This is a genomic window from Streptomyces sp. NPDC054840, from assembly GCF_053611065.1.
In genome coordinates this window covers 24,581-35,782 of the sequence record NZ_JBSGZP010000005.1, presented here as the reverse complement: position 1 = coordinate 35,782, position 11,202 = coordinate 24,581, and the positions used below count along the sequence as shown (strand labels likewise).

Below are 11,202 nucleotides of genomic sequence, written 5' to 3'. Positions count from 1 at the left end.
CCCGTGTACTGGACGTACTCGGGCGCCCCGACAACGCGGCCGGGTGCGGTGCCGGGCGTCGCGGACCCGGCAAGATCCGAAAGAGACGGCCTGGTGCGGGGAGTCGCCACCGGTCCTCACCGTGGGGCGATCAGCCGTTCTTGTTCACCTTGATGACGACGGTGGAGCACACCTTGTCGGCGAAGGTCTGCTTCTTCTCGTCCCACAGCGGCCACAGGTAACCGATGTAGCAGGCGGCGCCGTCGAGGAAGTGCGCCAGCCAGCGGACGAGCGCCATGCCGAAGCCGAGCGTGGCCCCGTCGATCTCACGGTGCACGCTGGTGCCGACGATCTTCTTGCCGATCGTCTGGCCGGTGGTGCCTTCCCGGTACTTCTGGAAGAGGAACATGCCGAGGGTGTAGAGCATGCCGATCAGGCTGAGGATGCCGGCGATCGTCTCACCCGTCTCGTCGGTGGCGACGGCCGCCCCGACACCGATGAGCGCGTACATCGGACCCGCGATGATCAGCGCGTCGAGCACGGTCGCACCCACGCGCAGACCCCAGTGCGCCAGCGGCGGCATCCCCGTGCCCGGCATGCCCGGCGCGGGTATCCCCGGCGGCGGGTACGCGCCGTACGGCGGCGGGGTCTGCTGCGGGTAGCCGTACTGAGGGGCGGCGCCCTGCGGGGGCTGCTGCGGGTAGCCGTACTGCGGGGGCACGCCCTGCGGCGCCTGCTGCGGGTAGCCGGGCTGGCCCTGCGGGGGCTGCTGGCCGTAGGGGTTGTTCGGGTCGCCGAAGCTCATGGGCGAATCTCTCCAGAATGCTCGAACGGGGACGAAGCGGAGTGGAGGAGATTGACCATGTGGAGCGGCCTCCCCCGTGCTGCCGCGATCTTTCAGCCCTCATCGTGTTCGGAGCACCGGATTCTGTCCAATTTCCGCCCCTGCCGCAGGCCCTCGCGCAAGGAACATGGCACCCGGTCCGGAGCCTCCGCGGCCCCGGACCGGGGCCGTCTAGAGGGCGCCGGCCAGGTCCGAGGACTCCAGGGCGGCGGCGTGCGCGTCCATGCGCTCGGCGGCGAGGATCGCGACGGTGGTGTCGGCGCGGGACGCCGCGACGAGGAGCGCTCGGGCGGCGAGGTCGTGCGCGCGCTGGTGGAGCGCGGCGGATTCCTCGGCGGAGCGGTGCGGGGCACGGGCGGGCTGGGCTCCGCGCAGGCGTGCGACCTGGGCGGCGATCTCGGCGGCGCCCTCGTCCAGTCCGAGCTCGTCGGTGACGGCGAGCAGGGCCTCGAGGTGGCCGGCGAGCTGGATGTCCAGTGCTTCGCCGCGGCTGCTGTGCGGATAGTCGGCCGGGGTCGCGCCCATGCGGTGGACGACCGGCTTCGTGCGGATCGGCTCGTACATGAGGTGGCCTCCTGCGTGGTCAGGAGACCATCCTACATTGGATCGGTTCTAAAGTTGAGCTGAATCCTGTTGTGAGGGGACGCGTCTCGCCGGCTGGGATGCCGGCGAGTTGCACCGTTCACGGCTACAGCTGGCTGTAGCCGTCGAGGAAGTTCCCGATCCGGGTCACGGCGTCGGCCAGATCCTTGGCGTTCGGCAGGGTCACGATCCGGAAGTGGTCGGGCTCGGGCCAGTTGAAGCCCGTACCGTGCACCACCATGATCTTCTCGGCCCGCAACAGGTCCAGGACCATCTGCCGGTCGTCCTTGATCTTGTAGACGGACGGGTCCAGCCGCGGGAAGGCGTAGAGCGCGCCCTTCGGCTTGACGCAGGTGACGCCCGGGATCCGGGTGAGCAGGTCGTGCGCGACGTTGCGCTGCTCCAGGATCCGCCCGCCGGGCAGGACCAGGTCCTCGATCGACTGCCGGCCGCCGAGCGCGGTCGCCACGGCGTACTGCGAGGGCATGTTCGCGCACAGGCGCATGTTCGCCAGGATCGTGAGGCCCTCGATGTAGCAGGCGGCGTGCTTCTTGGGGCCACAGACCGCCATCCAGCCGGCCCGGTAGCCGGCGACGCGGTAGTTCTTCGAGAGCCCGTTGAAGGTCAGCGTCAGCAGGTCGGGGGCGATCGCCGCGGTGTTGTGGTGCACGGCGCCGTCGTAGAGGATCCGGTCGTAGATCTCGTCCGAGCAGACGACCAGGTTGTGGCGGCGCGCGATGTCCGTGAGCCCGCGGAGCATCTCTTCGTCGTAGACGGCGCCGGTGGGGTTGTTCGGGTTGATGATGACGATCGCCTTGGTGCGATCGGTGACCTTGCGCTCGATGTCGGCGAGGTCGGGCATCCAGTCGGACTGCTCGTCGCAGCGGTAGTGCACCGCCGTACCGCCGGCGAGGGACACGGAGGCGGTCCACAGCGGGTAGTCCGGTGCGGGGACCAGGACCTCGTCGCCGTCGTCGAGCAGGGCCTGCATCGACATCTGGATCAGCTCGGAGACGCCGTTGCCGAGGTAGATGTCCTCGACGTCCAGGTCGATGCCCTTGGTCTGGTAGTGCTGCATGACCGCGCGGCGCGCGGAGAGCAGCCCCTTCGCGTCACCGTAACCGTGGGCGGTGCCCAGGTTGCGGAGCATGTCCTCAAGGATCTCCGGGGGGCACTCGAAGCCGAAGGCCGCGGGGTTGCCCGTGTTGAGCTTGAGGATGCGATGACCTGCTGCTTCGAGTCGCATCGCCTCGTCGAGCACGGGGCCGCGGATCTCGTAACAGACATTGGCGAGTTTGGTTGACTGGATCACCTGCATGACGGGAGCTTACGGGCCCGCGTGCGAGCGCGACGTGTGTTTTCGAAGAGAGGTCCGAGGGGTGGTTTGTCCCATTTCGGACAATGGGTGGGTGGGGAAGCGGTCCCCCCTTGGAATTCGGGGCCGCGTCCGCGTTCCGGCCTGGGGAATGAGCGGGGGCGGGCAGGCGCGGGAGCTTTGGTGTTGCGCTCGTCACCCCGGGCGGCCGGGCGGATCAGGAGCGACCGGGTAGGCCGCATGAGTACCACGGATGAGTACGCGCACTCATGTGGGCTCGCGGTGCCTCGGTGGAGGCTGGGCGCATGAATCAGGGTGAGTGGAAGCCGGCGGGCCACCGCCGACGCGCCGAACGGGTCGGCACGGTCGTCGTCGCCGCGGTGGGCGCGGTCATGGCGGCAGGGGCGCTTTTCACCGCGTTCGTCCTGCTGGTGTTCGTGTGCAGCGGCAACTGAGGAGTGCGGGACAGTGGTTTTCGTAGTCGGTGACATGGAGATCGCCACGGTCGGCACGGATGGCGACGACCGGGCGATCGAGTTCCTGGTCAGGCCGGGAGGAGTCCTGGAGGAGGCCCGCTTCGCGATCTTCCGCGAACATGACCAGGACTGGGGATCCGCGCGTCTCGCCATCGACCCCCACACGGGCAGCGTCCCCCTGGCGGCGGTGGAATGGGCGGTGGAATTCGCCCGCGAGTACCTGTGAGGAGGGGGGCTTCGGCGGGCCGGGGCCGGTCGTGCGGCTCCCGGCTGCGAGGCACCCCGCCCCCTCCGCCCCCGCTTTCCCGGCGCTGTGTGCGCGAGGGGGAAGTGACCGTGTGCGACCACGGGGGAGCGGCAGGTCCTCAGCGACCGGCGGCCGGGGGGCGGCGGACGGGCCATGCCGGCGCCGGGATCCTGGGTGAGCGGCGCGTGAGAGCTTCGAGTGCGAGCAGGGCGGCTCCTGAGGCGACCGTCGTGAGGAACGGCAGTGCCACGGCGCCCTGCCGCCAGAGGCTCCAGACTCCCAGGACGCTCACCCACGCCGCCGCCGAACCGGCGGCCAGGGCCAGCAGCAGCGTGATCCTGACCCAGAGTGGCAGCCTGCGGCTCACCGCGACGGTCGCGAGGCCCAGGACCGCGCTCGTCGTGAGGATCACGGCCAGGCCCACGAGGACGAGGACAAGGACGAACAGCAGCAAGGGCAGGGCCATGTCGTGCCACCTCCGGACGCGTGGCAACCGCCGCGAGGGCAGACGGATCCGCATTCCCGCTGCTCCGGCAGGTTCACCGGAGGCCATACTGCCAGAGTGTTGAACACGTTCAACACCGCCTCCGTGTCACCCGTAGGTTCTGGTGTCGGCGGCGGGGTCCGGCCGCGGGGGCGTGGCACGATCGCGGGATGCAGTACCGGTACGCCAACGAGGCCGACGCGCCCGCCATGGCCGAGCTCTGCGCCGCCAACCACCACGACGCGCTGACGGAACGGCAGCGGGCGGAGCAGGGTTTCGTGCAGGGCCGGTTCGACGTCGGCACGCTGCGGGCGATGGCCGGTGCGCGGGAACTGCTGGTCGCGGACGACGGGGGCCGGATCGCCGGGCTGCTCGCGCTGTCGGCGCCCACGGCCCTGGCCGACCCGTCGCCACCGGTCGCGGGCCTGCTCCGGGCCGAGGAGTCGCTGGAGTGGCAGGGGCGTCCGCTGGCCGAGGCGCGGTGGATGCTCTACGGGCCGGTCGTGGTCGCCGCCGCGTACCGGGGGCGTGGTGTGGCCCGGGCACTGTTCACCATGGCCGTGGCGGCGGCCTCGGAGAGCGCCGAAGCCGTGGTCGCCTTCATCGAGGCCGGGAACGTGCCGTCCTGGAAGGTGCACGTCGACGGCTTCGGCATGGTCCCGCTGGGCGACTTCCTCGCGGGCGGACGCACGTACAGCGCGGTCGCCGCGCCGACGCGCTGAGCCGGGTCAGCCCACGCGCTCCAGGATCACCAGCGGGATCTCGCGGGGCCGGGCCGCGGCGCGGTCGTCCTCGAACGGGGGCCACAGGGCCGTCATCATCTCCCAGTACACCTCCCGCTCCTGGGACGTGGCGGTACGGGCCACCGCCGTGCAGGTGGCGGCGCCGACCTGGAGGCGGACCTCCGGGTGGGCGGTGAGGTTCCGGTACCACCGGGGGTGCTCCGGAGCGCCGTAGGCGGAGGCCAGGACGATGTGGCGGCCGGCGTCCTCGCAGTAGATCAACGGGGTGCGGACGGCGCGGCCGCTCGCGCGATCGAGCGTGGTCAGCAGGAGGGTGGGAACGCCGTGCCAGAGGTGCCCGTCGGCGCCCGCGGTGCTCACGTAGGCGCGTACGTGGTCGAGCCGTGGGCCGGGTCGCGGGTCGGTGGGGTGGTCCCAGTCGACATCGAGTGCGTGCATCATTCCTGTCCTTAGGGTCGTCTCCCCCTTGCGGCTAACGAGCATGAACGATTCTGGGTGCGCCCGACCCATAGCACATGCCCCAGGACAGCGGACGGCTCCGCCCCGGGGGGCGACCCCGCGGCGGAGCTTCGGCAGCATCCGCATCGCGCCGCAGCCGTGGGCCGTACCCGAGGACCCGAGTACCTCCGTACCGGGCCTCCGGGGCGCCTACGGCAGGTAGCGCTCGATGACCTGCAGGCCCTCCTTCTCCATCAGCTGACGGGCCTTTTCGATCCGCTCCGGAGTCGGGTCGTGGCCGGTCACCATCACGAGGTCCTCGGGGTCGTACGGTCGCTCCCCGCCCGTGAAGAGCCGGTCCGACCGTGTGGGCTGCTCATCGGGTTCACTGACCATCGCGTACCTCCTACGGTTTTCCCCTGGCCCCATACTCCGGCCGCCGCCCCATGAACGCACCTCGACCGCGCGCGGGCCGCCGGGGGGCCCCGGGGAGTCACGGCACCCCCGCGTGCGCGCGGCTCAGACGAGGACCGCTGCCAGCGTGCCGAGCGCACCGAAGACGGTGAGCAGCGCGCAGATCGAGAGGTTCACGACCCGGTGCTCCCAGAAGACCGCGACGAACTCGCGGATGGTGGCGCTCGGCCAGTAGTACTTCGCGGTGGGGGAGCCCAGCACCTGCCCGTTGACGCCGCTCTTGCGGGCCAGCATCGCCGCCCGGAAGGCGTGGAAGTTGTTGGTGACCACCACGCACCGGTAGGCCGGGTCGTGCGCCGTCATGATGTCCCGGCTGAAGCTCATGTTCTCCTCGGTCGTGGTGGAGCGGTCCTCCAGTACGACGTGCTGCTCGGGCACGCCGTGGGCGATCAGCCAGTCCGCCATCGCCCGGGCCTCGGAGACCTTCTCGTCCGAGCCCTTCCCGCCCGAGACGAGGAGCACCGGCGGCCGGCCGTTCCGGGCCCGCTGGGCCTCGTAGATCTGCTGTCCCTTGCGCAGGCGGGAGGCCAGCAGGGGCGGCACGCGGTCGCCGCCGACCAGGCCCGAGCCCAGCATGACCACGTGGTCGACGTCGCCGCGGACCTTGATCCGTCCGTAGAGGAAGGCGTAGCCGAGGAAGCAGAAGAAGACGAAGGAGACGTAGCCGGCGACCACGGTGACCGTTCCCGCGATCCCGCCGAGGAGCGGGGAGCCGACCACGCCGACGAGGACCAGCAGCGCGATCAGCCCGAAGATCGCGAGGCCCGCCAGCATCGACAGCAGGTTGGCCGGCCGGAAGCCCTCCTTGCGGATCATGATCAGCCCGTTGCGGACGAGGAAGACGCCCAGGGCCAGGGTGGCGAACGCCGGTGAGGCGAAGGCGAGCACGACGACCGTGACGGCCGCCCAGGTGGGCAGCTTGCCGACCTGGAGGAACAGCGCGGAGAACGCGCTGAGGAAAGTCAGCCCCAGGAGCACGGCGTTCTGGAAGCGGCGCCGGTCCTGTCGGACGCTTACGCAGAACGCGAGGAAAAGCAGGGCGGCGAGGACGAAGGCGACCATGCCGACCATCGTAGATGTCTGATTTACCGGAGATCGTGGGCGGTTCGGCGCACCGAGCGCCCGGCCAGCACCTCCGTCCGGCGCCCGTCACGCATGACGAACCGCCCGTCGATCAGGACGTGCGGGACACCGGCCGGCAGCACGCGGGGCCGCTCGTACGTCGAACCGGCCGCGACCGTCTCCGGGTCGAACAGCACGAGGTCGGCGCGGTACCCCACGCGGACCAGGCCCCGGTCGGGCAGCCGAAGGCGCGCCGCGGGCCGGCCGGCCAGGTGCGCCACGCACTCCTCCAGGGAGAGCAGGCCGAGTTCGCGGACGTAGTGGCCGAGGTAGTGCGGGAAGGTGCCGTAGGCGCGCGGGTGCGGCTTCGCGCCCTGGAGGATGCCGTCGGAGCCGCCGGTGTGGACGCGATGGCGCATGATCGCCCGGACGTTCTCCTCGTCCCCGACGTGCTGGAGGATCGTCGGCGCGAGCCGGTCGCCGAGCAGGAGCGCGCGGGCGCTCTCCCAGCCGTCCAGGCGCCTGCCGACGTACGAGCCGTGGGCGGGGTCGGCGGTGCCCGAGATCTCGATCGTCGACCAGTCGACGGGGACGCCATGACAGCCGTCGGAGCCCTCGACCTCCAGCGCGTGGCGGATCCGCTCGGCCTGGGCGTCGTCCCGGAGCCGGGCCAGGACCGCCTCCGGGCCGCCCTCGTTCGCCCAGCCCGGGAGGAGCGCCACGAGGGTGGTGCAGCCGGGGGTGTACGGGTAGCTGTCGAGGGTGATGTCGGCGCCTTCGGCCAGGGCGGCGTCGAGCAGGGCGAGCAACTCGGGTGCCCGGCCCCGGTTCTCGCCGAAGTTCATGGTGGCGTGCGCGAGGTGCAGGGCGCAGCCGGCCTCCCGGGTGAGGGCGACCATCTCGGCGTAGGCGGCCGGCGCACCGTGGCCGTAACTGCGGTGGTGCGGGCAGTAGTAGCCGCCGTAACGGGCCACGACCCGGCACAGCTCGGTCAGTTCCGCCCTGGTGGCGTACATGCCTGGGGTGTAGGTGAGGCCGGAGGACAGGCCGACGGCGCCCTGGGCCAGGCCGTCGGCGACGAGCTGCCGCATCCGGTCCAGCTCGGCCGCCGTCGCGGGCCGGTCCGTCCAGCCGAGGGCGTACGCGCGGACCGTGCCCTGGGGAACCAGGTAGGCGGCGTTGACGGCCACGCCCTGACCTCCGTGGGCCCGGTCCAGCCGGTCGAGGTACTCGCCGACCGTGCGCCAGTCGAAGTCGATGTCGTCACCGGGGCCGTTCCAGCCGGCGATGGCGGCCCGCACCTCGCCGAGGGTGCGGTCGTCGACGGGCGCGTACGACAGGCCGTCCTGACCGAGGACTTCGAGGGTCACGCCCTGCGCGGCCTTCGCACTGTGGTCCGGGTCGCGGAGCAGGGCGAGGTCGCTGTGGGCGTGCATGTCGACGAAGCCCGGGGCGAGGGCGAGGCCGTGCGCGTCGAGGGTCCGGCGCCCGCCGCCCGGCAGCCTGCCGATCCCGGCGATCCGGCCCTCGTGCACACCGACGTCGGCCGTGTACGAGGGCCCGCCCGTGCCGTCGACGACGCGGGCCCCCCGGATGACCAGGTCCACCGGCCCAGCCTAAGGGCTGGCCCGTAATCCCCGGCCGGCGCACGACGACGGCTACGGCACCTCGCCGCGTTGTCGGAGCGCCCGGATACGAACCGGTATGCAGACGCGCCTCCGCCTTGCGATGCACCGCATCCGACGCCGTGCGCCGATCCACCAGGGATTGCGGCCCAGCCCTCAGAAGAACGTGCGGACGTAGTCGGTGACGGTGCCGTCGGCCTCCACGACCGGGATCAGCGGCCACTTCTCGAAGATCGTGCAGGGGTGGGACATGCCGAGCGCCACCCAGTCGCCCACCGCCACGTCCCCGGCCGAGTCGGTCTCCAGCCAGGCGTGCTGGTCGGACAGTTTGACCACGCGGACGCCGGCGGCGGGGCGTTCCTCGCCGGTGAGGGCGTCGCGGACCAGCTCGGCCTCGGGCAGGCCCAGGTCGTAGGCGATGTCGCGCTTGCCCGCGTTGACGAAGGCCTGGGTGGGGGAGGGGCGGGAGACGACCTGGGTCCACAGCCGGAACGCCGGGCGCAGGCCGCCCTCCTCCGGATGCCGGTTGAAGGGGGTCAGCCGGGTGTACCAGCCGTGGTCGTGGGAGACGTACGCGCCGGAGCGCAGCAGCTTGAGGACCGGGCGGGAGAGTTCCGGGACCTCGGCGAACACGTCGGCGACCGCGTCGAACCAGGCCGAGCCGCCGGCGCTGACGACGATCTCGTCGAGGTCCGCGGGGAACCGGCCGGCCTTGTCGAACTCGACGGCGAGCGCGGTGAGCCGGCGCAGGTACGCGTGGACGGAGTCGGGGTCGGCGCCCGGGACCTCGGCCTCGTAGCCGCCCATGCCGACCAGACGCAGGGTGGTGGTGCGGGCGACGGCGTCGGCGACGGCGCGGCAGTCCTCGTCGGTACGGGCGCCGGTACGGGCGCCCTCGCCGGCGCCGAGCTCGACGACGACGTCGATACGGGCGGCCGGTGTCCGGTCCTGCAGGGCGCGGTCCATCAGCTCGACCCCGCGCACCGAGTCGACGTAGCAGACGAAGCGGAAGCCGGGGTCGGCGGCGAGCTCGTCGGCGACCCAGCGCAGGGCGGCGGGATCGACGAGCTCGTTGGCGAGGAAGATCCGCTGGATGCCGAAGGCGCGGTAGACGCGGGCCTGGTGGGGGACGGCGGCGGTGATGCCCCACGCGCCGTGCTCCAACTGGCGGTGGAAGAGCTGGGGGGACATGCAGGTCTTGCCGTGCGGGGCGAAGGCCAGGTCGTGACGGGCGGCGTAGGCACCGAGCGCGGCGAGGTTGTGCTCCAGCGCGTCCGCGTCGAGGGTCAGGACGGGGGTGGTGAAGCCGCCGGTGTACAGATCCCGGCGCTCGGCGGCGAGCCGGCCGACGGTGAGGCCCTGCGCCTGGGCGTCCGGGGGGAGGCCCTTGAACCGGTGGTCGACCGGCTCGTCGGCAAGGTCCTTGACGGGGTCGCTGTCGCTGGCCATACGGGTGCCTCCGAGGTTGCGCGATGTGCAACGGCCATTGCGTGTGCCGCTGCATGCTGTCTAACATCCCGGGTGACGGTGGGTCAACGCCGCCCGTGCGGCGCCGCTCGGGGGGGGGGGGCGGCCCCCCCCCCGCCACCGGTCGCCTCGGCGGCCTCGGGCTGGTCGAACAGGCCCGCGCCGCCGCACACGCCGGTCTCGGGCAGGGTGAGTTCGACACGTTCGGCGGCTTCCTGGTCGCCCGCGAGGGCGGCGGCGATGGAGCGGACCTGCTCGTAGCCGGTCATGGCGAGGAAGGCCGTGGAGCGCCCGTAGCTCTTCATGCCGACGAGGTAGACGTCCTTCTCCGGGTGGGAGAGCTCCTTCACGCCGTGTGGGTAGACGGTGCCGCAGGAGTGCTGGTTGGGGTCGATCAGCGGGGCCAGCTCCAGGGGCGCCTGGAGACGCTCGTCGAGGCCCAGGCGCAGCTCGGAGACGAAGGAGAGGTCGGGGCGGAGCCCGGTGAGGACGATGACCTCGTCGACCGGGTCGAGGCGGCGGCCGTCCTCGCCGACGAGGATCAGGCGGCCGTCGGCGGCGCGCTCCACGGCCTCGGTGCGGAAGCCGGTGACGGCGTCCGCGTAGCCACCGTCCACCGCGGCCTTCGCGGCCAGGCCGAGGGCGCCGCGGGCGGGGAGCTGGTCGGCTTCGCCGCCGCCGAAGGTGGAACCGGAGATGCCCCGGCGGAGGATCCAGGCCGCGTGGGTGCCCTTCTCCTCCTTCGCCAGATCGGCGAGGTAGGCGAGGGCGGTGAAGGCGGAGGCTCCGGAGCCGATGACGGCGGTGCGCTTGCCGGCGTACCGGGTGCGGACGGCCGGGTCCTTGAGATCCGGGACGCGGTAGGTGATGCGGTCGGCCGCGCTCTTCTCACCGAGGGCGGCAAGGCCGCTGCCGCCGGCCGGGCCGGGGGTGGACCAGGTACCGGAGGCGTCGATGACGGCGCGGGCGAAGACGCGCGCCTCGCTGCCGTCGGCCGCGGTGTAGTGGATGACGAAGGGCTGGGCTTCGCGGTCGGCGTCGACGATGCGGTCGCGGCCGGTGCGCGAGACGCCGGTGACGGTCGCGTGGTAGCGAACCTTGTCGCCGAGGGCGTCGGCCAGGGGCTGGAGGTAGAGCTCGGCCCAGTCGCCGCCGGACGGGTAGGCGCCGGCCTCGGGCTTCACCCAGCCCGTGGGAGCGAGCAGCTTCTCGGCTGCCGGGTCGACGACCTCGCCCCACGGAGAGAACAGGCGTACGTGCGACCAGTCGCGGACGGCGGCGCCGGCAGCATGCCCGGCTTCCAGGACGAGCGGTTCGATGCCGCGTTCGACGAGGTGGGCGGCGGCCGCGAGTCCGGCGGGGCCGGCTCCGATGACGACGACGGGCAGGTCGGTGGTGGCAGGCGCGTTCACGGCAGGCTCCTCGTTGTTTCGATATCTATCGATGGCTCGCGTCATCAGCATGGC

At 72.0% G+C, this 11,202-nt stretch carries 13 protein-coding genes; 3 read left to right on the top strand and 10 right to left on the bottom strand.

Annotated features, from left to right (window positions below; all coding sequences use genetic code 11):
- Nucleotides 1–130 precede the first annotated feature (130 nt).
- The 3 genes from ACWGIU_RS01160 to ACWGIU_RS01150 form a co-directional block, all read right to left on the bottom strand.
- A complete protein-coding gene (locus ACWGIU_RS01160; protein ID WP_453701614.1) occupies nt 131–784 on the bottom strand; it encodes an RDD family protein in 654 nt (217 codons plus the stop codon).
- Between the two features lie 210 nt (nt 785–994).
- Nucleotides 995–1,387, bottom strand: coding sequence for an SCO4983 family protein (locus tag ACWGIU_RS01155; protein ID WP_453701613.1), 393 nt, complete (start codon nt 1,385–1,387; stop codon nt 995–997).
- A gap of 124 nt (nt 1,388–1,511) precedes the next feature.
- On the bottom strand, nt 1,512–2,723 hold the full coding sequence (locus ACWGIU_RS01150) for a pyridoxal phosphate-dependent aminotransferase (RefSeq protein ID WP_453701612.1): 1,212 nt from the start codon (nt 2,721–2,723) through the stop codon (nt 1,512–1,514).
- 302 nt (nt 2,724–3,025) lie between these two features.
- Here ACWGIU_RS01150 and ACWGIU_RS01145 point away from each other — a divergent pair, with 302 nt between their 5' ends.
- On the top strand, nt 3,026–3,175 hold the full coding sequence (locus ACWGIU_RS01145; RefSeq protein WP_453701611.1) for a hypothetical protein: 150 nt from the start codon (nt 3,026–3,028) through the stop codon (nt 3,173–3,175).
- A gap of 13 nt (nt 3,176–3,188) precedes the next feature.
- Nucleotides 3,189–3,422 carry a hypothetical protein gene (locus tag ACWGIU_RS01140; RefSeq protein WP_453701610.1) on the top strand — a complete coding sequence of 78 codons (234 nt, stop codon included), beginning with the start codon at nt 3,189–3,191 and terminating at the stop codon, nt 3,420–3,422.
- Between the two features lie 139 nt (nt 3,423–3,561).
- Here the strand turns inward: ACWGIU_RS01140 and ACWGIU_RS01135 are convergent, their stop codons facing one another.
- Nucleotides 3,562–3,909, bottom strand: coding sequence for a hypothetical protein (locus tag ACWGIU_RS01135; protein WP_453701609.1), 348 nt, complete (start codon nt 3,907–3,909; stop codon nt 3,562–3,564).
- Nucleotides 3,910–4,097: 188 nt separating this feature from the next.
- Between ACWGIU_RS01135 and ACWGIU_RS01130 the strand changes: the two genes are divergently transcribed.
- A complete protein-coding gene (locus ACWGIU_RS01130) occupies nt 4,098–4,649 on the top strand; it encodes a GNAT family N-acetyltransferase (protein WP_453701608.1) in 552 nt (183 codons plus the stop codon).
- Nucleotides 4,650–4,655: 6 nt separating this feature from the next.
- Here the strand turns inward: ACWGIU_RS01130 and ACWGIU_RS01125 are convergent, their stop codons facing one another.
- From ACWGIU_RS01125 to ACWGIU_RS01100, 6 genes are all read right to left on the bottom strand, one after another.
- Nucleotides 4,656–5,111: a nitroreductase family deazaflavin-dependent oxidoreductase gene (locus tag ACWGIU_RS01125; protein ID WP_453701607.1), complete on the bottom strand. Its 456-nt coding sequence runs from the start codon at nt 5,109–5,111 to the stop codon at nt 4,656–4,658.
- A gap of 207 nt (nt 5,112–5,318) precedes the next feature.
- Nucleotides 5,319–5,504, bottom strand: coding sequence for a hypothetical protein (locus ACWGIU_RS01120; RefSeq protein ID WP_453701606.1), 186 nt, complete (start codon nt 5,502–5,504; stop codon nt 5,319–5,321).
- A gap of 123 nt (nt 5,505–5,627) precedes the next feature.
- Nucleotides 5,628–6,644, bottom strand: coding sequence for a YdcF family protein (locus ACWGIU_RS01115; protein ID WP_453701605.1), 1,017 nt, complete (start codon nt 6,642–6,644; stop codon nt 5,628–5,630).
- Between the two features lie 23 nt (nt 6,645–6,667).
- Entirely contained in the window at nt 6,668–8,251 is a 1,584-nt protein-coding gene (locus tag ACWGIU_RS01110) for an N-acyl-D-amino-acid deacylase family protein (protein WP_453701604.1), read from the bottom strand.
- 174 nt (nt 8,252–8,425) lie between these two features.
- A complete protein-coding gene (locus ACWGIU_RS01105; protein WP_453701603.1) occupies nt 8,426–9,718 on the bottom strand; it encodes an amino acid deaminase in 1,293 nt (430 codons plus the stop codon).
- 83 nt (nt 9,719–9,801) lie between these two features.
- Complete coding sequence (locus ACWGIU_RS01100; protein WP_453701602.1) at nt 9,802–11,148, bottom strand: NAD(P)-binding domain-containing protein; 1,347 nt, start codon at nt 11,146–11,148, stop codon at nt 9,802–9,804.
- Nucleotides 11,149–11,202 lie beyond the last annotated feature (54 nt).